The organism is Roseospira navarrensis, from assembly GCF_009601025.1.
GTDB classification, from domain to species: Bacteria; Pseudomonadota; Alphaproteobacteria; order Rhodospirillales; family Rhodospirillaceae; genus Rhodospira; species Rhodospira navarrensis.
In genome coordinates this window covers 1-22,872 of the sequence record NZ_WIVE01000064.1, presented here as the reverse complement: position 1 = coordinate 22,872, position 22,872 = coordinate 1, and the positions used below count along the sequence as shown (strand labels likewise).

The 22,872-nt window shown below is 69.5% G+C and carries 23 protein-coding genes, 1 tRNA gene and 2 pseudogenes; 7 read left to right on the top strand and 19 right to left on the bottom strand.

The features are described from left to right. Together GHC57_RS19610 and GHC57_RS15825 are read left to right on the top strand one after the other, a co-directional pair. Positions 1-191: pseudogene (locus tag GHC57_RS19610) on the top strand (IS110-like element ISEc32 family transposase); the annotation flags it as partial. A gap of 345 nt (positions 192-536) precedes the next feature. After that, on the top strand, positions 537-1,079 hold the full coding sequence (locus GHC57_RS15825) for a thermonuclease family protein (protein WP_211369220.1): 543 nt from the start codon (positions 537-539) through the stop codon (positions 1,077-1,079). Between the two features lie 20 nt (positions 1,080-1,099). On the opposite strand, the gene GHC57_RS15820 is transcribed toward GHC57_RS15825, so the two are convergent. Next, entirely contained in the window at positions 1,100-1,444 is a 345-nt protein-coding gene (locus GHC57_RS15820; RefSeq protein WP_246152375.1) for a hypothetical protein, read from the bottom strand. Between the two features lie 302 nt (positions 1,445-1,746). Here GHC57_RS15820 and GHC57_RS15815 point away from each other — a divergent pair, with 302 nt between their 5' ends. Both GHC57_RS15815 and GHC57_RS15810 read left to right on the top strand, forming a co-directional pair. Next, the gene (locus GHC57_RS15815) at positions 1,747-2,019 is read left to right on the top strand and encodes a hypothetical protein (protein WP_153346011.1); all 273 of its coding nucleotides are present in this window, start codon (positions 1,747-1,749) and stop codon (positions 2,017-2,019) included. 145 nt (positions 2,020-2,164) lie between these two features. Then, positions 2,165-4,243 carry an O-linked N-acetylglucosamine transferase family protein gene (locus GHC57_RS15810; protein ID WP_153346010.1) on the top strand — a complete coding sequence of 693 codons (2,079 nt, stop codon included), beginning with the start codon at positions 2,165-2,167 and terminating at the stop codon, positions 4,241-4,243. A 189-nt stretch (positions 4,244-4,432) separates the two neighbouring features. On the opposite strand, the gene GHC57_RS15805 is transcribed toward GHC57_RS15810, so the two are convergent. The 13 genes from GHC57_RS15805 to GHC57_RS15745 form a co-directional block, all read right to left on the bottom strand. Beyond that, complete coding sequence (locus tag GHC57_RS15805) at positions 4,433-4,870, bottom strand: LysM peptidoglycan-binding domain-containing protein (protein ID WP_153346008.1); 438 nt, start codon at positions 4,868-4,870, stop codon at positions 4,433-4,435. A gap of 187 nt (positions 4,871-5,057) precedes the next feature. Further along, the gene (locus tag GHC57_RS20330) at positions 5,058-6,305 is read right to left on the bottom strand and encodes an SPOR domain-containing protein (RefSeq protein ID WP_170294921.1); all 1,248 of its coding nucleotides are present in this window, start codon (positions 6,303-6,305) and stop codon (positions 5,058-5,060) included. A 262-nt stretch (positions 6,306-6,567) separates the two neighbouring features. After that, a complete protein-coding gene (locus tag GHC57_RS15795; RefSeq protein ID WP_153346004.1) occupies positions 6,568-6,750 on the bottom strand; it encodes a hypothetical protein in 183 nt (60 codons plus the stop codon). Continuing rightward, complete coding sequence (locus GHC57_RS15790; protein ID WP_343031193.1) at positions 6,725-7,471, bottom strand: protein phosphatase CheZ; 747 nt, start codon at positions 7,469-7,471, stop codon at positions 6,725-6,727. The genes GHC57_RS15795 and GHC57_RS15790 overlap by 26 nt, the downstream gene beginning before the upstream one ends. 447 nt (positions 7,472-7,918) lie before the next feature. Then, entirely contained in the window at positions 7,919-8,965 is a 1,047-nt protein-coding gene (gene argC / locus GHC57_RS15785) for an N-acetyl-gamma-glutamyl-phosphate reductase (protein WP_153346001.1), read from the bottom strand. Between the two features lie 223 nt (positions 8,966-9,188). Then, positions 9,189-9,740: a nitrogen fixation protein NifQ gene (locus GHC57_RS15780; protein WP_153345999.1), complete on the bottom strand. Its 552-nt coding sequence runs from the start codon at positions 9,738-9,740 to the stop codon at positions 9,189-9,191. Positions 9,741-9,812: 72 nt separating this feature from the next. After that, positions 9,813-10,115, bottom strand: a complete 303-nt coding sequence (gene fdxB, locus GHC57_RS15775) for a ferredoxin III, nif-specific (protein WP_153345997.1) — start codon at positions 10,113-10,115, stop codon at positions 9,813-9,815. 56 nt (positions 10,116-10,171) lie between these two features. Further along, positions 10,172-10,729 (bottom strand): NifX-associated nitrogen fixation protein, encoded by a 558-nt coding sequence (locus GHC57_RS15770; RefSeq protein ID WP_153345995.1) that lies wholly within the window; start codon positions 10,727-10,729, stop codon positions 10,172-10,174. Between the two features lie 13 nt (positions 10,730-10,742). Next, positions 10,743-11,291, bottom strand: coding sequence for a nitrogen fixation protein NifX (gene nifX / locus GHC57_RS15765; protein ID WP_153345993.1), 549 nt, complete (start codon positions 11,289-11,291; stop codon positions 10,743-10,745). Continuing rightward, positions 11,260-12,648 (bottom strand): nitrogenase iron-molybdenum cofactor biosynthesis protein NifN, encoded by a 1,389-nt coding sequence (gene nifN, locus GHC57_RS15760; protein ID WP_153345991.1) that lies wholly within the window; start codon positions 12,646-12,648, stop codon positions 11,260-11,262. The genes nifX and nifN overlap by 32 nt, the downstream gene beginning before the upstream one ends. Then, positions 12,645-14,039 carry a nitrogenase iron-molybdenum cofactor biosynthesis protein NifE gene (gene nifE, locus GHC57_RS15755; RefSeq protein WP_153345989.1) on the bottom strand — a complete coding sequence of 465 codons (1,395 nt, stop codon included), beginning with the start codon at positions 14,037-14,039 and terminating at the stop codon, positions 12,645-12,647. Before nifE ends, nifN begins: the two co-directional genes overlap by 4 nt. A 288-nt stretch (positions 14,040-14,327) precedes the next feature. Beyond that, entirely contained in the window at positions 14,328-14,627 is a 300-nt protein-coding gene (locus tag GHC57_RS15750) for an ETC complex I subunit (protein ID WP_153345987.1), read from the bottom strand. Between the two features lie 117 nt (positions 14,628-14,744). Beyond that, positions 14,745-14,821, bottom strand: a tRNA-Pro gene (locus tag GHC57_RS15745). Between the two features lie 346 nt (positions 14,822-15,167). On the opposite strand from GHC57_RS15745, the gene GHC57_RS15740 reads away from it, so the two are divergent. Next, positions 15,168-15,425 (top strand): hypothetical protein, encoded by a 258-nt coding sequence (locus tag GHC57_RS15740; protein ID WP_153345985.1) that lies wholly within the window; start codon positions 15,168-15,170, stop codon positions 15,423-15,425. Positions 15,426-16,042: 617 nt separating this feature from the next. Here the strand turns inward: GHC57_RS15740 and GHC57_RS15735 are convergent. From GHC57_RS15735 to nifH, 4 genes are all read right to left on the bottom strand, one after another. After that, positions 16,043-16,339, bottom strand: coding sequence for a ferredoxin family protein (locus GHC57_RS15735; protein WP_153345983.1), 297 nt, complete (start codon positions 16,337-16,339; stop codon positions 16,043-16,045). A gap of 81 nt (positions 16,340-16,420) precedes the next feature. Further along, the gene (nifK, locus tag GHC57_RS15730) at positions 16,421-17,959 is read right to left on the bottom strand and encodes a nitrogenase molybdenum-iron protein subunit beta (RefSeq protein WP_153345981.1); all 1,539 of its coding nucleotides are present in this window, start codon (positions 17,957-17,959) and stop codon (positions 16,421-16,423) included. A gap of 23 nt (positions 17,960-17,982) precedes the next feature. Further along, on the bottom strand, positions 17,983-19,446 hold the full coding sequence (nifD, locus tag GHC57_RS15725; protein ID WP_153345978.1) for a nitrogenase molybdenum-iron protein alpha chain: 1,464 nt from the start codon (positions 19,444-19,446) through the stop codon (positions 17,983-17,985). Positions 19,447-19,533: 87 nt separating this feature from the next. Further along, positions 19,534-20,418: a nitrogenase iron protein gene (gene nifH / locus GHC57_RS15720; protein ID WP_153345975.1), complete on the bottom strand. Its 885-nt coding sequence runs from the start codon at positions 20,416-20,418 to the stop codon at positions 19,534-19,536. 382 nt (positions 20,419-20,800) lie between these two features. Here nifH and GHC57_RS15715 point away from each other — a divergent pair, with 382 nt between their 5' ends. Continuing rightward, a complete protein-coding gene (locus GHC57_RS15715; protein WP_211369219.1) occupies positions 20,801-21,631 on the top strand; it encodes an NAD(+)--dinitrogen-reductase ADP-D-ribosyltransferase in 831 nt (276 codons plus the stop codon). A gap of 98 nt (positions 21,632-21,729) precedes the next feature. After that, the gene (gene draG, locus GHC57_RS15710; RefSeq protein ID WP_425500689.1) at positions 21,730-22,617 is read left to right on the top strand and encodes an ADP-ribosyl-[dinitrogen reductase] hydrolase; all 888 of its coding nucleotides are present in this window, start codon (positions 21,730-21,732) and stop codon (positions 22,615-22,617) included. A 108-nt stretch (positions 22,618-22,725) separates the two neighbouring features. Here the strand turns inward: draG and GHC57_RS15705 are convergent. After that, positions 22,726-22,872: pseudogene (locus GHC57_RS15705) on the bottom strand (IS3 family transposase); the annotation flags it as partial.

The window sequence follows — 22,872 nt, the reverse complement described above, 5'->3', positions numbered from 1 at the left end:
GCGCCTTGCGATCCAAGCTCTTCATGGCCGCGCTCTCCGCCGTGCGATACAACCCCGACCTCAAGGCCTTCTACGAACGGCTTATCGGAAACAAAAAGACACCAAAAGGCGCACTCCTCGCCGTTGCCAGAAAGCTCGTCACCATCGCAAACGCGGTCCTCCGGCCTCAGCCCGAACCCGCCACAAACTGAGTTGATGACATTCTCTATTAAAAGTGTGTTATCCTGAGGGAGCCCCGCGACCATCGTTCCGATGGTCGCGCTGCTTTGCGGCGACGCGACGCGTCGCCGGGGGGCGACCGAAGGACCTCGTGAGGCGGATTCGACGCCATCAGTGTCACAGAACAATAATCCGGGTTCGGAGCCCTGCCAGAAAGCCCCCATCAAAAGGACAGGTCCATCCGGACGCAGGATATACTGATCCGCCGATCGACCTATGGTAAGATCCAGCGTATCGGCATCACCCTGTCCCGCATCGGCCGGCACGGCCCGTCGTCCAGAAGGACGGCCGCGGGATCCACACCGGGGGAGGACCCCATGTGCCGCTCAAATGACCCGTCGCGCGCCTCTTCCCGGGGACGCCGCGTCGGCGCTCTGGCCGTTCTTGCCGGTCTGGCGGCGGTCCTGCTGATGGCCCCGGCTCCCACCCGGGCCGACGCCATGGGGTCCGTCTGTGTGGAAAGCGGCGACACCCTGGCGGTGGACGGCCGGCGATCGTACCGGGCCTGCCGGGGCGGCACACCCGTCGTGCTGTACGGCATCGCCGCGCCGGCGCTGGAGCAAACCTGCAGCGTGGACGGCGTTGCGTGGGCCTGTGGCCGCGAGGCGGCCTCCACCCTGCTGCGCATGACCCTGAAGCGAATCGTCACCTGTGTGGGCGACTCCCACGACCGGCACGGCCGCCTGATCGCCGTGTGCCGGGCCGGCGGCATGGAACTCAACGCCACCATGGTGCGCATGGGACTCGCCGTCTCAGCCGGCACCCGCTACGCCCGCGAGGAGGGCGCGGCGCGCGCCGCCCGGGCCGGCATGTGGATGGGCGCCTTCGAGCGCCCCACGGGCTGGAGCGCGCCCGACTGACGTGACCGGCACAGTCCCGATCACCGATCGGACGACATTCCGTCAAGCGTGACGTATCCGCGCTCGAAGGCATGCTGAAGGGCTTCGAACCCGTCCCGCGCTTCCTCATAGACGGCGCGGCGCGCCCGGATCGCCGCCAACTGGTCGGGGTCGGCGTGGTCCCACTCCACGCTCATGACCGCTTCAAGATACTGCGCCCGCAACCGGGCGATGGAGACCGCCAGCTTGAAGAAGCTCTCTCGATTCAGGTGGGGCAACTTGCGCCCGATGATTTCCTGGTTGGCGGCGCGCACCGCCATCTCGATTTCTTCCATGAATCGCCGGTGGGCGATCAAGTGCGCGCGGTCGTCCATGCCTCCGGCCATTACGGCCCCCTCAACCAGTTGCGGTTGGCGGCGCGCGACACCCCGATGCCGGAGTCCGCGCCGGTCACGATCCATGCTGGCCCAGGGCCGCCGAGGAATCAACCGCGTGGATCGGGACGGCAGGGCGTCACCCGAAGCCCCGGCCCGGCCATGCAAGAGAGGGGACTTCTGCACTGCAAAATTTGCACTCATGCAACGGCCGACCTCGTCCTATTTTGGGAAGGCAACGGAATGAACGGGCTCAACCCATTCAAATTGTTGCAGAATTGTATCAAAATCCGCCGCCAGAAAGGACACCTGACATGTCACACCAGTTCTACGGCACCGACGGCCCCCATTCCCTGGCCCATGCCGCGCGGGCCAAGCGGGATGAATACCTCGCCTACCTGATCCAGGCCGGCTACCGCTACCTTGTGACCCGCCTGTTCGGCACGCGCGACCGCGCCCAGCGGGCCTCCGAGAGCCTGCAGGCGTGCTATGTGCGCGACCGTGGCCTGACCACGATGCCCGCGCCGGACTCGCTGAGCGCCCGCAACTGCAACGACGAACAGGACCGGACGCACACCGCCGCCTGACGCCGATCGCACGGGGCGCCGATCGATCGCGTCGGGCCTCGCGCGCGGCTCCGGGCGCATTTTCCAGGGACACCGACCGTCATGGCTGGAGCCGGCGGACGCGGGACGATAGGCTGCGCCGTCTGCCACAACGCGACCGGATCCCGTGACCCTGCCACCTGTCCCATCCCCCGACCCCACGGCCCCGGCCGACGCCGACCCGCACGCGACCGCGCGCGCCCTGTTCGGCGAGGCCGTCGCGCACCTGCAAGCCGGCCGCGTGGATGCCGCCGAGTCGGCGTTCCGCAGCGTGTTGCGGCTGCTGCCCTCCCATCCCAACAGCTGGCGCAATCTGGGCCTGATCCGGCACAGCCGGGGCGATGCCGTGGCCGCCCTGCGGAGTCTGCGGCGCGCGCTCACGCTGGATCCCGCCCTTGCCGAAGCGCCGGGCCTGCCCCTTCAGCGCCTGTTCGCCGACGCGCACCGCGAGGCGCAGGCGGCCCGTGACGGCGTGCGGACCGACGCCATCGCCCGCGACTGGCTGCGCTGGTGCCCGACCGATCCCGGCGCGATCAGCGCCGCCGCCATGGCCGCGCTGGCCGCTCAGGCCCTGGACCGGGCCGACTCCATCCTGGACACCGCCCCGGACACCGCCGACACCCGGCGGAACCCGACGCTGCATCACGCCCGCGCGCTGCTCGCCCTGGCCCGAGGCCGGGCCGCGAACGCCACCGCCGCGGCGCGCACCGCCGTCACCCTGGCGCCCCCCTATGCCGACGCCTGGGCCACGCTGGGCACCATCGCCCTGCGCCACCGCGAAGGCCGGGGCGCGGCCGCCCCCCTCAACCGCGCGCTGCATCTGGCGCCGAACCACCCCGGCGCCGCGCTCGCCCTGGCCAACCTGCGCCTGTCGGAAGGGCGCGCCAGCGACGCCGCCGCCCTGATCCTGGCCGTGCCCGAGGGTCTGCGGCGCGCCCCCGCCCACCTGGGGGACCTGCTGGCGATCCTGCACCACGCCCCGGACGTGTCGCCGGCCGTCATCAGGGCCGAGCGGGCCGGGGCCCTGCCCCGCACCGGCGCGTGGACCCCTGATTTCGCAGCGCCCGACGCGCCGCCCCTGCGGGTGGTCTATCTGGGTGACCTGAACCGGCCCCAGGTCAGCGCCCTGGCGCTGCCGGCCATCCAGGCGCATGGGCGACCCGCCGCGCGGAAACGCATCGAGGTCCATCTGGTGCATGCGACTCCGGCCACGCGACCGCCGGCGCCCGCGCCGACCCTCGCGGACGGCCCGCCCGTGCACACCGTGTCCGGCCCGTCGCCGGACGCGATCCGACAGGCCGTGCGCGCCCTGTCGCCCCATGTGCTGGTGCTGCTGACGCCCACCACCCTGCCCCAGGCGCTGGAGGCCCTGGCCGAGCGCCTGGCCCCCGTGCAGGCGATCTGGGGCGATGTCTTCGGCAGCGTGGGCGCGGCCGGGCTGGATGTCCTGCTGACCGACGCCCACCACGTCACGGATCCGGCCCTTCTGTCGGAACGCCCCGTCGCCCTGCCGCACGGCGCCTATTTCTTCCAGCCGCCCGAAGGGGCGCCCGATCCGGGGCCGCCACCCTGCCTGACCCGTGGCCATGTCACCTTCGGGTCCTTCAATCGGCTGGACAAGATCAACGACCCGCTGCTGGCCCGCTGGGGGCGGCTGCTGGCAACGGTGCCCGACGCCCGGCTGGTGATCCAGGGCCGCGCCCTGGACCGCGAGGACACGCGCGCCGCGCTGCACACCCGCCTGGACCGGGCCGGCGCGGACCTGTCCCGCATCCACCTGGAGGGCGGGCGCGACCGCGTCGGCATGATGGATCTGTTCCGGACCGTGGATGTGGCCCTGGACGCCGATCCGTGGTCCGGCGGCCTGACCGTGCTCGAACTGCTATGGATGGGTGTTCCGGTCGTGACCCTGGCCGGCGCGTTTCCCAACGGACGCCACGCCGTCTCGCACCTGTCGCGGGTCGGGCTGGCGGACTGGGTGGCGGACAGCCCCGACGCCTATGTGGCCCGGGCCGTGGCGGCCGCCGGGGATCGGGAGACCCTGGCCGCCCTGCGCGCCACGCTGCGCGACCGGCTGGCGACGCTGCCGCTGTGCGACCCGGACGCCTACGCGGCCCAGCTTGAGGACACCTATGCCGCCCTCTGGGCCGACCATCGCGACGGCGTGCCGCCGGGATCGCGGACGGGCGCGCCGCCCGGGATTTAGCCCTTATACCGGGCGATGATGAGGATGACTCCTTCGAACCGGGGTCGCCCCAGCGACTTATCAGGTAGAATCTTTGTTTTTATCGCCGCAGCGCCCCTTTTTTGGGGCGCGCGGCTCCGCCGCTTCGCGGCGCCGGCCCAGTCGGGCCGGCCAGCCGACGAAAAGGATGAACCTTTCCGTCGGCCGGCATTACTCCCCCGGCTTGGGCACCCACAGGGTCTGCCAGGCATCCAGGTCCGTGCTGCCGTCGAGCCAGGGATTCAGCGCCCGCACCACGTCTTCCGTGGCGCCCTCGCGCGCGGCGAAGCCCGCCACCGTGTCGCCCGCGCGGGCCATGGCGCGCTGAATGGGAAAGTCCGCCGTGCCGCGCACCTCGCGCACCTCCAGGCGGGTTTCCCGCGCCTCGGCGAGGTTCGCCTCCAGGGCATCGACGCGCTTGCTCAACCGCTCGCCGATGCGGAGCGCGGCCTCCAGTTCCGTGACCAGTGTATCCCGCTCGCCCACCAGTGTGCCCACCTGCTCGCGCAGGGACTGGCGCTCCGCGCGCAGGTCCGCCAGCGCGGCGTCGCGATCCTGCAGCGCGATGACGGTATAGGCGCCCAGGCCGATCAGCCCCAGGACGGCCACGCCGGTTCCCCATCCCGCTCCTGACATCCGCCGCGCCATGTTCCTGTCCTCCCGGTTGGTCTGCCCCGTGCTACACCGCCCGGTCCCGGACGGCAAAGGGGATCCGGCCGCCGCGCGACCGGACCCCCCGGTGTCTCGCCACCTGTGTCTCGTCATCGGCCCCGATGGCCGATCCGGCGCGCGCCGGTCAGAACGTCTTGACGTCGCAAACGTCGCCCATCTCCGAAATGCGCCCGCACAGGCCGCGCGCCTGGGCCGCCGACTCGAAGGGGCCGGCGTACAGCCGGTGCCACGTCCCCCGATCCCCCAGATCCACCGGATCCAGGCGCGGGGTCAGGCCCTGCAGCAGTTGCGGATAGGCGGCCTGGAACTTGGACCAGCCGGTGCGCGCCGCCTGGGCCGAGCCGAACGAGGCCAGCCGGACACCGGCGCCGCGCCATCCGCTGGCCGGGACGGCCGATGCGGGCGACGGCGATGGCGCGGGGGCGGCGGCCACCGGAGCCGGAGCGGGCGCCGGGGCCGACGCCGCCGAGGGTCGGGGCGCGGCTGGCGCGGGATCCGGGGCCCGGACGGGCGCGGCGCCCATGACGGGGGCCGGGGCGCTCGGGCGCGCCGTGCCGCCCTCGCCGGGCGGCGGCGCAAGCGGGGTCGCCTCGACCGACGCGGCCGGCGCGGTGGCCGGCGGCGGCCCCCCCGCCGTCATCGGACTCGCGGCCGCGCTGGCCGCGTTGTCGAACGACACCAGCGAGCGGGTCTCGGTGCGCTGGTCGGCCGTCGTCACCTCGCGCCGGACGAAGTAGCCCACGGTGGGGGCATGATAGGTGTTCAGGCGCAGCCCGTCGGACCGCGCACAGGCCACCTTGTGGGTGTTGAAGGTGCCGGCCGGCACCTCGATCCGCGAGACGCCCACCACGCGGCAGTTCCAGGCCAGCGACTGGCTGTAGGGCGGTTGCTCCATGCCCACGGCCACCACGAAGCTGGTCTCGTTGCCCACCGCCAGCGGCCACAGCGACCCGGTCTGGCTCTGCACGATGCGGGTCACCTGCCCGATGCTCGGCGCCGACGATTCCAGGCTGGGCATCAGCGGGTTGCCGGAGGTCACGCGGGTCGCGCCCTGATCGCTGGTCCAGGTCACGCGATCCTCGGTCACGGACTGGACGGTCCAGCGCTCGCGCGGATTGTCGAAGACATACGTGTCGCCCACCGTCATGCGCGGCAGCGGCGAGGCGCCGATGGGTCCGGTGGGGTCGATCATGGGCGAGGCGGCGGACGCCTCGGTCGTCGCCGCGCCCTGGGTCCCGCCGTCGTCCCGCGTCTCGCAGGCGCCGAGGGATATCGCGAGTCCGACGGCGAGCACGCCGCCCGCGACCGTGGCGCTCATGGGCCGGGAGCGGCCGGCGGGGCCGTGCCCCCAAGAGTCGCTGGACCGTGTCATCTGGCGTTTTCCTCCTTCGCTCGCGGACTCGCCCTGCGGGCCGCCCCGCATCCCATCGCCCCGGCGCGATGGCCCGGACCATTCGCCGCGGCCCGCCGCAGTCCGTTTCGACCGAACCCCCACACTCTACGAGAGAATCACGCCCGGCCGGCGAGATCAAGGAAAAAATGAATAAAAACAGCTATTTCGGAATTCTTTTTACAGCGCCCCGGCAAGTTCGTCGTTTCCTGCCCTCCCCTGCCCCACCGACGCCTTGGCCCCGCTAGAAGGGCACGGAGACCTCGACGTCCTGCAGGCCGGACCGATGGCCGTAGCGCCCGCTTACGTCCAGGCTCTCGCAGCCCGCCACGAAACCGGCCAGGACCACGAAGCCCAGGCGGAACACCCGCCGCGCACCGACGAGGCGGCGGCGCCTGCGGTCATCCGAACAGGGCGTCGATGTCATCCTGGCTGAGCCCCTTGTTGGCGAGCTGTGGCCCGTTGAGGAGTTTGCTTTCCTCGGGCACCGCCTCGGCCGCGTCGTCGTCGTCGGGCAGCGGCAGGTCCAGGAAGGCCTCGCGCCCCCAGTCCTCGACGATGGTGCGGATGCGGTCCTCGATGAACTCCAGCGTCTTGACGACCTTGTTCACCCGCTGGCCGGTGATGTCCTGGAAGTTGCAGGCTTCCATGATGCGCGCGACCAGCTCGTTCACCTCATGCAGGCGCGGCGCGAAGGTGTCCATGTCGCCCATCTCGGCGAGCATGTCGGTGGCATGTTTGTTGATGGCCTCGGCGGCGTCGAGGATCTCGTTGGTGGCGGCCTCCGTGGCGTCCACGATGGCGTCCAGTTCGTTGGCCGCCTTGAGCATCCGATCATCCTCGTCGCTGCGGAGAGGATGCTTGATTTCGGCGATTTCCCGTTTGGCCGCCGCCAGGCTGCGCACCATGCGCGCCACCTCGATGCGCAGCAACTGTGCCTCGCGCTTCCAGCCCTCCGCATCGGCGTGATCGCCATGGTCGTCCACCTGGGCAGCCGGCGTCGGCGCAGGCGCAGGCGGTGGCGGTGGCGGCGGCGGGGCGGCCATCTCGCGGCGCATGTCGTCCAGTTCGGCGCGCAGCCCCCGGATTTCGTCGAGCAGCAGGGCGAGCGTTCCCGTCTCCGCCCCCGCTCCAACATCGAAGGCCACCTCCGCGCCCTCGGCGCGACGGATGTGGCGCTCGATGGAAAAGGTGCGTCTGGAAGAGGCAGACTTTCTGTCGGCGGCACCCTTTGCCGGCCCCGGACCCTGACCCATGGATGATCCCCTTAGATCGGATTCAATCAGCGCAGGACCACCCGCGCCCGTCCATCATACGAGTCCAGGGCGACGCTTGTAAAACGGCGGAACTGCGAAACAGGGCAATCGGGTGACAGGGCGTGTGGTCGCGACGCCGCCGTGTAGGGCGGATTCGACCCCGCCCGTTTCCCCGCAAAGAAACGCGGCGGGGACAATCCGCCGCAAGGCAGCGATACGGCGGGTTGCGCCTTCGGCGCGAACCCGCCCTACGCGGTCTCGCAGATCGCCAAACGCGCCTTCACCCGAATGCCCTGAACTGCGAAGGATCGGCAGACCAGCCAATCCGTTTCCGCAGGCTCACGGGAACATCGGCTGGAGCGCCAGTCCCGCCGTCTCCGGCAGGCCGAACATCACGTTCATGTTCTGCACCGCCTGCCCGGCCGCGCCCTTCACCAGGTTGTCGATGACCGACACCAGGATGACCCGCCCCGGAACGCGGTCGTCCACCGCGCCGATCAGGCACAGATTGGAGCCGCGCACATGGCGGGTGTGAGGCGTGGTCCCGGTGGGCAGGACCTTGACGAACGGTTCGCCCTGGTAGCGCACCGCCAGCTTGGCGAGCAGGGTCGCCGCATCCGCGCCCGCGTGCGCCTGTACGTACATGGTGCACAGGATGCCCCGGTTCATGGGCATCAGGTGGGGCGTGAAGCTGGCCCGCACGGTCCGCCCGGCCGCCTTGGACAGCGCCTGCTCGATCTCCGGGCTGTGGCGATGGCTGGCGACGCCGTAGGCGTGGATCCCCTCCGACACCTCGCCGTGAAGCAGACCCTCCTTGGCCGCGCGGCCCGCCCCCGAGACCCCGGACTTGGCATCGATGATGATGCCGTCCGGCTCGATCAGCCCGGACTCGATCAGCGGCGCGAGCGCCAGATGCGGCCCGGTCGGATAGCATCCGGGGTTGGCCACCAGTCGCGCGGCCGCGATCTCGGGCCGGGCCAGTTCGGTCAGGCCGTACACGGCCGTCTTCTGCAACTCGGGCGCCTTGTGCGGGCCGCCGTACCAGCGGGCGTATTCCTCGGTGTCGGCGAGCCGGAAGTCGGCCGACAGGTCCACGATCTTCAGGTGCTCCGGCAGGCCGGCGATCACCGCCTGGGTGGTGGCATGGGGCAGGCAGCAGAACACCACGTCCACGCCGGACCAGTCGGTCACGTCGTCGATGGCCACCAGGGGCGGCGCCTTGACCGAGGCCAGATGGGGGAACACCGCCGCCAGGGTCTGGCCCGCGCGTCGGTCGGCCGTCAGGATCGCGAGCTCCGCCCGGTCATGCGTGTCGAGCAGACGAATCAGTTCGGCGCCGGTATAGCCGCTGGCGCCGAGGATGGCGATCCGGATCGGGTCGGACATGGGACGGGGTTCCTCCTCATACAAGCGGCGGGTGAGCGTCACTCACCCGCCGAACGGTACCGGCCCACTCCCCCACCCGGCCACCCAACGCCAGTATCCTGTGAGTGGCCGGGTGGGGGTGTGGGCCGGCCACGGACTCCAACGGCCATCGTCCGATGCCGTTGGACTCGCAGACGCCACCATGACGCATCGGACTCCGGGTCTCAAGGGACCACGGGGGCTTTCAGGCCGCGAAGCACAGGGCGTAGTCCTCGCAGACCTGACAGTTCGGGGCCTTGCACAGCAGGACGCCTTCCTGTTCGCACAGGGTGCGGTAGAAGAACTTCTTCCAGCGCATACCGGGATTGCGCGCGGCGAGGGGCGCGAAGTGCCGGTCCATGAGCCGGGTCAGCTCGTCCCGGCTGGCCAGGCCCAGATCCTCCCACAGGTGACGCTCGGCCAGGGAGCGGCGCGCGATGATGCGCGCCAGCCAGCGGGCCACGGCCGGATCGCCGTCCGGTGTGCGGTGCTCATACAACAGGGCCCGCAGGTCCGGCTCTTCCGGTGCGTCCGCCTTGGGACCCTGCCACGACGGATGCATGTCGAGCAGGCCCAGCGCATGCGGAAACAGGGCATCCATCATCATGCGCAGGTCGGACAGGGACAGCGCCGTGGTGTCCGTCAGCAGACGTCCCGGCGGCGCGAAGCCCGAGGTGACAACGCAGGCCAGCACGTGTCGGTCGAAGGGATCTCCGGTGCCGCCGGTCATCAGACGGTCGTAAAGGGCCTCTGCCATGGGTCGTCCTCCCCCTGTCCGGACCGGCCGACCACCGATCGCCGGGCCGGTCCCGTGCGTGCGCGTGGTCGATCAGGCCGCGGCCTCGACGGTCACATGGGACTGGGCGCCGGTGCCGCACACGGTGGCGCAGGCCCCGCACCCGACGCAGTCGCCGCCTTTGCCGACGATGGAGATCTTTCGCACGATTTCCTCGTCATCGTCGAACGGATCGCACATCTCGTCGTCCTCGTTGATGCCGCGCAGTTCGATCACGTCGCGCGCACAGACCTTCACGCAGCGGCCGCAGCCGATGCAGGTGTCCGGGTCGATGGCGTCCAGGTACGAGGGCGTCCAGGGGCTGCCGTCGCGGGTGGTGAAGGTCAGAGCGGCCATGGGAACAGTCCTTTGTTCGATCAGAGAGTGGAGCAAGTGAAAGGCGGCGGCAGGGCTCAGGCGAGCGTGGCGAGATCGGGATGGGCCTCGATCATCCCGACCCCCTCCTCGACCAGGGTGGCGCCCGCGTCGTCGAGCGCCTGAAGGCTGTCGAAGCCGAAGCGGTGCACATCCCGCAGGGTGCGCGACACGGCCACCAGCCGCCCGGCGATCAGCACGACGCGGCCGAAGCCCTCGTCGGACAGCTCCATGACGGGCGTCGGGATGACATCGGTCCGCCGGCCGATGGCGGTGCTGACGGCCTTGTAGAACGTGTCCAGGCGGCGCAGCACGCGCGCGTCCGGTTCGCCCAGGATGGGGATGGCCTTGCGCTTCTCGCGGTCCACCACGTACCCGCCCAGCAGGCGGGCGTCCGTCTTGCCGTCCCACAGGCCGCAGCAGTCGCCGGCGCGGATCAGTTCGGCCAGTTGCGGCAGGAACACCGGCGCGTCGGGCCACGCGGGCGCGGGAGTGGTGGCGGCCGCGGCCCGTTGCGCCCGAAGCGCCTGGAGCTTCGTGAGCTTTTTCTCGCCACCGGCGGGCGGCGTCGGCTGGGCCAGGGTTTCGACGGACATGGGGCGCCCCCTCCTACGCGTCGTCGTCGTCATCCATGAAGTCGGTACGGGGGGCATCCCCCGCCGCGCGCGCCGTCATGGCCTTGCGCAGCCAGGGCGGCGGCGTGCCGTTGAGCATGGTCCGGACGCGCTCCAGCACCGTCTCCACGGGCTCGTCCGTCTGCACCTTGACGGGGTGGATGCGGGCATTGACCACGCGCGCCGCCGCCGGCCCGCCGATGGCCTTCACGAACAGCAGGGTACAGCCCTCCATCGCGGCGAGGCGGGAGCCCACCCGGTCGTCCTCGTGCGGCTCGCCCGTCGCATGACCGTTGCCGTCCTGGGCGGTGGCGTCCTCGAACTGGACCGCCTCGACCAGCGACCAGCCGTCGGCGGACACATCGAAAATCGCCAGCGTGCGCGCCCCGGCGAAGTGGGCGTTGACGGCGGTCATGTCCTGAGTGGCAAGCGCGACCTTCACGGAGGGCATCTCCTGGCTGGAAGATGAGGGACCGGCGGTGGACGGCGCGGCGGCGGGACCGCCCTCCCCGTCAACCAGCCGCAACCGGCGCATCGCTGTCATGGGGAACCTCCACGGGCGAGGGATGGGGCGGACGCAGGTGATGTTCGGCGTGGCTTTCGGCGATCGCGTTGGCGATGGCGAAGGCCACCTGACGCGTGCCGCGATAGCCGGTGAAACAGTCGTGCTGGCTGCCGACCCGGTCCACCTGCGGGAAACCGACGCGGATCAGGGGCGCATGCAGGGCCTTGGCGGCGCGGATCGCGGGGGACGGGCCGATGACCAGGTCGCAGCCGCCGGCCTCCAGGGTCGCGGTCTCCAGGTCGTCCAGGTCCCCGACGATGAGGCGATCCACCGGCAGGGCCTCCAGGCCCGGCGCCCGGGTCGAGGTCACCGCGACGGGCACCCGACAGCCCAGATCGGTGGCGATGGTCACCATCCCGCGCAGCAGGTCCGGCTCGGCGGCGATGGCGACGCGCTGGCCGACGGCGGCGAAATGGCTGTCGATCAGCGCATCCAGCAGCCGGGAGCGATCGCGGCGAACGGCCGTCGGCGCGGACCGCCCGGACACCTCCGTCAGGACCGTCGTCAGCCGGTCGCAGGCCCTCAGCCCGGTCAGCGTGTCCAGCAGGGTCACCGGCAGGCCGCAGCGCTCGGCCAGCAGGTCGGCGGCCGGCCGCATGTGCTCGCCGATGGCCAGGATGGCGCTGGCCGCGCCCAGGTCGTCCAGGGCGGCGCGGGGCGTGCCGCCCAGGCTCACCGGGCTCCAGGTCTCCGGCACGTGGCCGTCGAGCGAGCCCGACAGGTCCGGCAGCAGGGTGCAGGTCAGGCCGAAGGCCTCGATGGTGTCGCGCAGCGCGTCCAGGTCGCCCACGGTCAGGTGGGCGCCGGCGAGCACGGTGAGATGCCCGGCCCGGCGCGGACGGGGCCGCGCGGCGGCCTCGACGATGCCCCGGACGGCGGCGCCCCAGCCCTCCTGAAGGCCGCCGATGAAGTCCGGCGCGGGCGCGTGGACCAGCAGCGTCTCGCCCCACGCTTCGCCCAGGTCGGCGTGCAGCCTGTCGGCGATGCCGCGCAGGTCCGCCGCCATGTCCTCGCTGCGGGTGTCGGTCAGCCCGGTGGGGCACACGCCCAGAACGGCGGGCTTCGACTTGGTCACCAGGGTGCGAATGGCCGCTTCCAGGTTGTCGGTGCCGCCCAGGATGGTCTCGATCTCGCCCAGGGCCGTGGTCTGCAGCGGGATCGCCTCGCGGAAATGACGCACCAGCAGCACCAGGGCGAAGGCCGTGCAGCCCTGCGAGCCGTGCAGCAGCGGCATGCCGCGCTCGACCCCCAGCAGGGCCAGGGACGCGCCCAGCGGCGGCGAGACCTTCAGGGGGTCGATGGTCAACGCCTTCTTGCGGGTTTCGGGCTGGGTCATGGCGTGTCCCCCGCGTCCCAGGGGGCGGGGCCGTTGACCTGGTCCCAGATCGGCGCGGTCAGGGTCAGGGCGATGCGCTCGGCCAGCACCAGGAATCCCGCGTAGCCCGCATAGGCGTGGTGGCGCTCCTGGTTGGTGTCCAGCCACGGCCGGCGGGCGTTCAGGGCCACGAACTGGGATCGGCCGCCGGACAGCATGATGTCCGCCTCGCCGTCCTTGAGCATGCGGAACATCTCGGCGTTGGGGATGGCGCCGAACAGCTTCTGGTCCGCGCCGTCCAGCAGGTCGCGGGCCCGGTCCTTGCCGTGGTCCGTCGCCTTGCGGACGGACGTGCCGATGACCTCCATGCCCATGTCCTGGAGCGTGGAGACCATGGCCCAGCTCTTGTTGCCGCCGGTGTAGAGCAGCACCCGCTTGCCGGCGAGGATCTCGCGGTAGGGTTCGAACCGGCGGCGAACCTCGGCCTCTTCCGCGGCGATCACCGCTTCGGTGCGGTCGATCAGGTCCGGCGCGGCGCCCTGCTCCACCAGCAGGCGGGAGAAGGTGCGCAGCGCCTCGGACGTGGCGCGCACGCCGTTGAACGAGCCCTCGAAGTAGGGGATGCCCCAGCGCTCCTGCATCTTGCGGCCCACGTTCACCATGGCCTGGGAGCACACCACCATGGACGCCCGCGCCCGGTGGGCCTGGGCCACCTGGTGATAGCGGGCGTCGCCGGTGATGGGCGACAGCACGCGCATGCCCGCCTTCTCGAACACGGGCATGACCTGCCACAGGTCGCCGACGATGTTGAATTCGGCGATCAGGGCGATGTCGGTGGGGGTGGTGGTCTCGGGCTCCCGGGTGCCGATGACGTGCTCCAGCAGCGTCTCGCCGGCCAGCCGGTTGCCCAGGTTCTTGCTGCCGACGAAGCCCGGCACCTCGACCGGGATGACGGGGCGGCCGTGGCGCTCCGTGGCGGCGGCGCAAACCGCCCGGATGTCGTCGCCGGTCAGCGCGGGCACACAGGTCTGGTAGACGAACACCGCCGGCGGGTCGAACTTCTCGATGGCCTGCCGGATCGCCTTCCAGAGCTTCTTTTCGCCACCCTGGATCACGTCCAGTTCGGTCAGGTCCGTGGTCAGGCCGCGCCGGTACAGGTCGGAGCCCGACGAGGCCGAATGACGATTGTCCCAGTTGTTGCCCTCGCAGGCGATGGGCCCGTGCACGATATGCGCGGCATCGACGATGGGCTGGAGCGAGATCTTGGCGCCATCGAAGGCGCAGCCGCCGGCGGCGGCCCCGGGAGCCGGCCCCTTGGGCTTGCAGCCGGCCTTTTTCTGGGCGTCGGTCTTGGCCCGGTTGGTGGCACACCCGGGTTCGTCGAAGACCGGCGCGAGACGGTCGGAGAGCATGAGGCCCCTCCCCTGCGGCGCTCCATCGGAGCTGGGTCGGGAGCAGGCTTCGCAAAAACAATGCCACCGGAACCGCCAGCCGGTCGCCATCCGCGTCCGGGGCGGCGATGGGCGCGGCAACTCAGGGGAATGACGCGGGGATGGCGTGGGGCCGGCCGGGCCGCCCCCACCCCAGGGGGTCCGATCCCGCCCGCGTGTCGAGCGTGTCGTGTCGGACATGCGACATTCGTTTTGTCGCATGGCGCACGCCGGACCGGGTTCGATCCGGAGGGACGCCCGCCCGCCGGGTCAGGTGACTTTGTCGTAGGCGAAGTTGTCGGCGTAGGCCTTGGGGCGGCGTCGGCGGGGCGACGGGTCCATGACGCGGGGCGTCCAGCCGTTGCGCCGGGCGTGGGCGATGGCCTCGGCCTTGGTCGGAAAATACAGGCGCACCTGATTGTCCGTGTCACCCTGGCCGACCCAGCCCATCAGGGCATCGTTGCGCTGCGCCCGGTCCGGCTCGAACTCCATCACCCATTGGCGGCTGTTGCCGCGACCGGACTGCATGGCGGACTTGGGAGGCTGATGGATTCGGACGGTCTTGCTCATCGGCACCCTCTGGCGACATCCTGTGGCGGCAGCACAACCAACGGACCCCGGGGAACCGACCCCGGGGGACCGAACCGGAGGGTCCGAACGGATCGGAGTCGGGCAGGACAGCGGACTTGGTCGGGGCGAGAGGATTCGAACCTCCGGCTTCTAGCTCCCAAAGCTAGCGCTCTACCAGGCTGAGCTACGCCCCGATCCGCTTTATCCCAATCCCAACGGCATCTGACAATGACCGTTGACGTCCGTGGCCGGTCCTAAACGTGCAGGATTCCTATCGGTTTTTCCGGGAGTCGGCAAGAGGCACGACGCCCGCCGCCGCCCTGGCTCCGCACCGCGCCCGGCGCACCGCCCCCGCTTCGCCACAATTCATCATCACTTCGCCCCATCTCGGCCCCTGCATTGCCATGGACCTGGGGTTTTCTGCAGCCAGTTCCCAAGGCACACGGTTCCTGGAGCGCCCGGTCAGCAGGGGCTCCGCCCGTCCCGGATGGCACGTGATCCAGGTCCAACCACCCCACGCTGACAAAAGGGGATCATGCCATGACGGACAATACCCGGATCGCCCTGCTGTTCGCGGCCTTGGCGGGCGCCTTCGGACTGGGTGCCGTGGCCGGCGCCGGAACCGAGGCGGCCTCTCAGCAGGCGCCGATCCGCACGACCCACCAGTTTGACGGCATGTTCGACAGCCTTCTCGGGACCGGCGACGACGCCGACCCGGCGGACGGCGGGCTGTTCGCCAACGTGCTGGACTACACCGACGCCCTGAAGCAGAGCGGACACAGGGCGGCAGGCCGTTGACCGAAGACGCCCCCCCATCACGTCAGGGTCGATGGCTGCCCACACCCCGAAACGATAACCTCCGCTCCCTCCGTCCGTCCCCGCCTAGCCCCCCACCAAACGGACGGACCCTGATCGAGGCCCCACGCGGGCCTCTTTTTTTTGGGTCATCGCGGAATTCCGGGGCAATGGGGCTTCTCGGGACCTTTCGTCGGGTGCAGACCGAACGCCCTCCACTGGCAAGGCGATTTGAGTCACACATCTCGACGCGTGCCACGGACCGTTTGTCGTTGCGATAGGGATGAACGGTCCGGGCGGGAGTGCAACTCCCGCCCGGCCTCGGGTCTCGCTGCTCTCGCACGCCCCCCCCTCCCGACCACCCCCAAGAATGGGGGAGGCGTTGCGGTCCACCAGACGCCAGCCGGACTCCCTCCCCATGGAATGGGGAGGGTTGGGGAGGGGTTATCTCGGTTGACGGCCACGGTCCAGAAACGACCCGACCCCGGTTTTCCGTGATGACCCTTTTTTGTCAGGACGCCCGCCCATACGACAACGGCTGCCCGCGAGGGGCAGCCGTGCCGGGGTCGGTTGGCGTCCAGCGTCAGGAGGCCGGCCCAATCAGGGGGCCGGCGCGCCCGTCAGCCGAACTTGAACTGGATGCCGTAGCCGCCGCGCGGGTAGTTCCAGTCCAGGTCGCCGGTCTCGGCGGTCAGGACGCGGCAGGTGCCGCATTCCAGGCAGCCGTCCGGGGTAACCTCGACCGTGCCGTCATCGGCCTTGGCATAGCAGCCGGCCGGGCAGAGCTTGACCAGCTTCTGCAGCACCTCCGACGGGACCGTGTGCGGCTGGATGCACACGTGGGGCTTGCCCTCGTCCACCCGGTAGCGGTTCTGGTAGAGCTTGTCCTCGACCTTGACGGAATTGCTTTCGAGCATGGCCCTGTCCTCCTGATTGCCGGAGCCACAAGCGGCGCGCGGATTTGAGATCGCCGCGCGCCGCTCCCTGGACCCGCTGGTTTAGCGGGTAAGGTCGTAACTGATCCCCGGCTTTTCCGTGTCCCGGTCCAGTTTGTCAAGCACCGCATCGAGCAGCGTCACCAGGACCCGCAGGCCGCCCTGATAGCCCAGGGTCGGGAAACGGTGGTGGTGGTGCCGGTCGAAGATCGGGAACGTCAGCCGGATCAGAGGGATTCCAAGGTCCTGCTGCAGGAACTTGCCGTGCGAGCTGCCGATGACGAATTCGGCCGGCTCGGTGGCGAGCAGCGAGCGCAGGTGCCACAGGTCCTTGCGCGGCCACACCTGGGTTTCTGTGCCGAACGGCGAGTCCGCCAGCAGCGCCTTCATCTTCTTTTCCCAGGCCGGACCACCGTTGGTGGACAGGCAGTGCACCGGCTCGACACCCAGTTCCAGCAGGAAGGCGGTCATGCCGTAGACGAAGTCCGGATCGCCGAACACCGCCATCTTGCGGCCGTGCAGCCAGGACTGGCTGTCGGTCATGGCGTCCACCAACCGGCCGCGTTCCAGCTCCAGGCTTTCCGGGATCGGCTTGCTGGTGATCTCGGAGATGGCCATCAGGAACGCGTCGGTCGCGGTGACGCCCATCGGGCAGTTGAAGGCCTGGGTCGTCTGGCTGGTTGCGTCAGCCACCATCTCCAGGGTCTTTTCCGAGCACCACTGCTGCAGGGACAGCGTGGCCTTGGCGTTGCGCGCGGCCTTGATCTCGTCGATCGTGGTGCCGCCCGCGTACATGCGGAAGGTGCCGTCGGTGGGCGTGTCGAACACGTCCGAGACGTCCGAGAGCAGGGTATGCTCGACCCCCATCAGGTCCAGCATCCGGGTCAGCTCGCGGTTGTTGGCGACCGCGAAGCCGTCGAAGCCGGGCACGATGTTGATCGCCTCACCCGGGGTGGCGTCACCCTCTTCCTTCTCCCAAAAATGGGAGACGATGTTCTTGACCATGACGTCGTAGCCGTTGATGTGGCTGCCGACGAAGGCCGGGGTGTGCGCGAAGGGAACCGGGAACGCCTGATTGAAGCCGCCCTTTTCCTTGGCCTGGATGACGAAGGAGTTGAGGTCGTCACCGATGACCTCGGCCATGCAGGTGGTCGAGACGGCGATGATCTGCGGGTCATACAACGCCGAGGCGTTGAGCAGCCCGTCCACCAGGTTCTGCAGGCCGCCGAACACGGCCGCGTCCTCGGTCATCGAGGTGGAGACCGCCGAGCACGGCTCCTTGAAGTGGCGCGCCAGGTGCGAGCGGTAGTAGGCCACGCAGCCCTGCGATCCGTGCACCATGGACAGGCAGCGGTCGAACCCGGCGGCGGCGAACACGGCCCCCAGCGGCTGGCAGGCCTTGGCCGGGTTCACGGTCAGAACCTCGCGGGAGAAGTTCTTCTCGCGGTACTCCCACGACTTGGTCCAGTCGGCGACCTCCTGGATCTTCTCTTCGGGGTGCGGGCACTCGAAGGCGTCCCGCTTGGTTTCAAACATCGCCTCGTATTCCGGCTCCCGGAACAGCGTGGCGTGGTCAAGCACGCGATCAGCGGACTGTGGCATGGTCTTTCTCCACGCGTGAGGGATCAGGAAGCGGCTTTCCAGGGCGCCTTGGCGAGGCTCCACACCGGGCTGTTGACGGCCATGTCCATGTCGCGGGCGAACACCGCGAAGCCGTCGTAGCCGTGGTACGGGCCGGAGTAGTCCCAGGAGTGCATCTGACGGAACGGCACGCCCATCTTCTGGGTGGCGTACTTCTCCTTGATGCCCGAGCCCACCAGGTCGGGGCGCAGCTTCTCGATGAACTGCTCCAGCTCGTAGCCGGTCACGTCATCGTAGATCAGCGTGCCTTCCTTCACGTAGGGGCTGGTCCGCTTGTAGTCGTCGCCATGGGCGAATTCATAGCCCGTGCCGATGATGTCCATGCCCAGGTCGTCGTAGGCCGTCGCCACGTGGCGGGGCCGCAGGCCGCCCACGTACAGCATGACCTTCTTGCCTTCCAGGCGCGGCTTGTACTTGGCCAGCACGGCATCGACCATCGGCTGGTACTTGGCGATGACCTCTTCGGCCTTCTGCTGGATCGTCTCGTCGAACTTGGCGGCGATGGCGCGCAGCGACTTGGCGATCTGGGTCGGGCCGAAGAAGTTGAACTCCATCCAGGGCACACCGAAGGTCTCTTCCATGTGCCGGCAGATGTAGTTCATCGAGCGGTAGCAGTGGATCAGGTTCAGCTTCGCCTTCGGCGCGTGTTCCATTTCCGACAGGGTGCAGTCGCCGGACCACACGGAGACGACCCGCAGGCCCATCTCCTCCAGCAGGCGCCGGGAGGCCCAGGCGTCACCGCCGATGTTGTAGTCGCCGATCACGTTGACGTCGTAGTCGGTGCCGCCCTCGGCGTTGGCGTTGTCCTTCAGGACGTAGTCGCGGATGGTGTCGTTGGCGATGTGGTGACCCAGGGACTGGGACACGCCGCGGAAGCCCTCGCAGCGCACCGGCACGATGGTCTTGCCGATCTCCTTGGCCTTCTTCTTGGCGACACCCTCGATGTCGTCGCCGATCAGGCCGATCGGGCATTCGGACTGGACCGTGACCCCCTTGTTCAGCGGGAACAGGGTCTCGATCTCGTCGATCATGATGCCCAGCTTCTTGTCGCCGCCGAAGACGATGTCGCGTTCCTGGAAGTCCGAGGTCACCTGCATGGTGACGAAGGAATTGATCCCGGTGGTGCCGTTGAAGTAGTTGCGGCGCTGGGACCAGGAATAGTGCCCGCAGCCCACGGGACCGTGCGAGATGTGCACCATGTCCTTGATCGGGCCCCACACCACGCCCTTCGAGCCGGCGTAGGCGCAGCCGCGAATGGTCATGACGCCGGGGATCGACTTCACGTTGGACTTGACGCCGCAGCCCGGCGTCTCCTCGCCCTCGGCGGTGCGGGCGATGGTCAGGTGCTTGTTGCGCCGCTTGGCGAACTTGTCGGGATAGGCGGACAGGACTTCGGCGATCAGCTCTTCGCCGGACACGGCGCCGCCGGCTTCATCCAAGGGGGTCATGGCATCCTCCATGCGGACGAAAGAAAGGGAGTGGCAGGATGGGCCCGCCCGGCCGCGCAGGCGCACGGCCGGCGGCACCGGCAGGCGTTAGGCGGTCGCCTTTTCCTTGGCTTCCAGCTCGGCGAGCTGCTGCTCTTCGGTCTTCAGAATGCCGAACTCCATCAGCATCTCTTCCAGCTCTTCCATCGAGATCGGCGTGGGGATGACACCCTTGCCCGAGTTCTCGTGGATCTTGCGGGCCAGTTCGCGGTACTCGTTGGCCTGCTGGCAGTCCGGGTCGTACTGGATCACCGTCTGGCGGCGCAGTTCGGCATGCTGCACGACGTTGTCGCGCGGCACGAAGTGGATCAGCTTGGTGCCCAGACGGGCCGCCAGGGCCTCGGACAGCTCCAGCTCCTTGTCGGTGCGGCGCTCGTTGCAGATCAGGCCGCCCAGGCGCACACCGCCGGAGTGGGCGTACTTCAGGATGCCCTTGGCGATGTTGTTGGCGGCGTACAGGGCCATCATCTCGCCCGACATGACGATGTAGATTTCCTGGGCCTTGTTCTCGCGGATCGGCATGGCGAAGCCGCCGCACACCACGTCGCCCAGCACGTCGTAGGAGATGTAGTCCATGTCGTCGTAGGCGCCGTTCTCCTCCAGGAAGTTGATGGCGGTGATGACGCCACGGCCGGCGCAGCCGACGCCGGGCTCGGGGCCGCCGGCCTCGACGCACTGGATGTCCTTGTAGCCGGTCTTGACCACGTCCTCGAGTTCCAGGTCCTCGACCGAGCCGGCCTCCGCGGCCAGGTGCAGAACGGTGTCCTGCAGCTTGGTGTTCAGGATCAGGCGGGTGGAGTCCGCCTTGGGGTCGCAGCCGACGATCATGATCTTCTGGCCCAGTTCGACCAGCGCGGCCAGCGTGTTCTGGGAGGTCGTGGACTTGCCGATGCCACCCTTGCCGTAGAAGGCGATCTGACGCAGTTCGCTCATGGGATTGTCTCCTTGTCCGTGGTCCGTCGTGATCCGGTGACCGTCCGGTGCGGGGCCGGACCGTGGTCTGCGGGCTATAAGCGCAAGCCCCGTGCCAACATGGGCGACGGACCGTCGGAACGGCTTTTTATCGTTGAAAAACAAGCCCCTCGTTGCACCTGCCCGGCCCCGGCGCCGTGTCTGCCCCCCTGTATGGAACTCGACAAAGACCCGTCGGGCCGTGTAGGGATTGGCACAGGACATCCGATCCTGTCGCACCGGGAGCCCCTGCCATGTCGCGTTGTTCCGCCCTGATGTCGCTGCGGGTATTCCGGCCATGACGGCTGTGCGTCCGGACGGCGCGCGCTCCCCTGCCCCGATTCCGGCCTCGGATCCCGTTCCCATGCGCCGGCCGCAGGGGCACAGCAGCAATCTGGTCGGGGTCTCCGCCGGCTACCTGTCGAGCCCGGAGTTCAATGACCACCCCGAATCCCTGGACATGCCCCATGTCCGGGCGACGACCCGGGCGTTCTTCGAGATGCTGGCGGAGGCCGAGGACAGGGCCGACGCCGTGCAGGCCTTTCACGCCTACATGGCGGCGACATTCTGCCTGGAGCCGGACCAGATCGACCCGCTGGAGCGCAAGCGCGCCAAGGCCGCGCGCGGCGACGCGACGAGGCGGTTTCGCTCCAGCTATCTGCGACTGCTGAAGGGCTGGATGTTCGAGACCGGCGGCGCCGAGGGCGCCGTGCTCAAGGGCTGGGTGGAGAGCCGCTTCGGCCTGCTGCCCACCTGGCACGGCGCGGCGATCCCGCAGATACCCTGCGACGCCTGGGTGCGCTATGTCGAACAGAAGATGAACAGTCGGTTTCACGACAATGCCATCCACTGTCAGCTCGATCTTGTGTTCACCTTCTGCCAATGGGCCCTGCGCCGCTTCGTCTGTCCGCAGGCGACCCACATCACCCTGTATCGGGGCATCAACGTCTCGGGCGAGGACATGGTGCTGGAGCGCCCCGACAAGCGGCACGCCCTGGTGCGGTTCAACAGCCTGACGTCCTTCACCGCCGATCGCGCCGTCGCCGAATGCTTTGGCGACTGGATTCTGACCGTCCGCGTGCCTACCGTGAAGGTGGTGTTCTTCGCGGACCTGCTGCCCCGGCACCCGCTCCAGGGCGAGGCCGAGTATCTGGTCCTCGGCGGCGACTACTTCGTGGAGATGGCTTCGCTATGACGCGCCCCGTGACCGACTCCGTCCTGCCACAGGACAGCCTGCCGCCCGGCATCGGCGCCCCGCCCTCCGACTCCGGCGGCACCGATCCCTTCCTGGACATGGACACGCTGGAGGACCGCGCCCTCGGCGCCTACCTCGGCCTCGCCGTGGGCGACGCGCTGGGGGCCACCGTCGAATTCATGACCCGGCGCGAGATCCAGCACCGCTACGGCATCCACAGCCGCATGACCGGCGGCGGCTGGCTCAATCTGGCGCCCGGGCAGATCACGGACGACACCGGCATGGCCCTGGCGCTGGGCCGGGCGCTGATCGCCAACGGCGGGTTCTACACCCAGGCGGTGGCGGATGCCTACATCGCCTGGCTGAAGAGCAAGCCGGTGGACTGCGGCAACACGGTGAGGCGCGGCATCCGGCGGGCCATGACCAAGGGCACCCTGCACGCGCCCTACAACGACGGCGACGGCGGCAACGGTGCGGCCATGCGGCTGGTGCCGGTGGCGCTGGCCACACTGGGGGCGCCGGACAACGAAATGGTGGCCTGGACCCTGGGACAGGCGCGCATCACCCACCACCAGCGCTATTCCGACGCCGCCTGCGTGGCGCTGGTGCGCATGGTCCACCGGGCGCTGCACGGCGAGGGCATGGCCGGCGTGCGCGCCGAAGCCAACCGTCTGGTGGAGACCGAGAAGAAGTTCCGGTTCACGCCGTACCGGGGGTTCAGCTCGGCCTACATCGTGGACACCATGCAGACCGTGCTGCACTTCTACTTCGCGACCGACAGTGCGCGGTCCTGCATCATCGAGACCGTGAACCAGGGCGGGGACGCCGACACCACCGGCGCCATCGCCGGCATGCTGGCCGGGGCCACGCACGGGGCCTCGACCCTGCCCAGCGCCTGGACGAAGAAGCTCGACCGCAGCGTGGCGGCCGAGATCACGGCCCAGACCCGCGCCCTGTTGATGCTGGCGAAACGCTGGCGGGATTGAGGGGGGCGTCACAACCTGAACCGCCCCGCGTTTGCCGGAGGCTGGTTGGTGTGAGACCTACGCCGCCATCGTGGTCTCCTTGAGGGTCTCATGATAGCGGGCTTCGGCCTCGGCCAGGGCGTTGTCGTCGCTGTCACCGACGCTGCCCACGGACGGTTTCACGCCGGCGTCGGTCAGACGCTCGGTGTACTTCAGCGACAGATACTGCACACCCCGGTCGCTGTGGTGGATCAGCGCCCCGCCCGGAAACGGCCC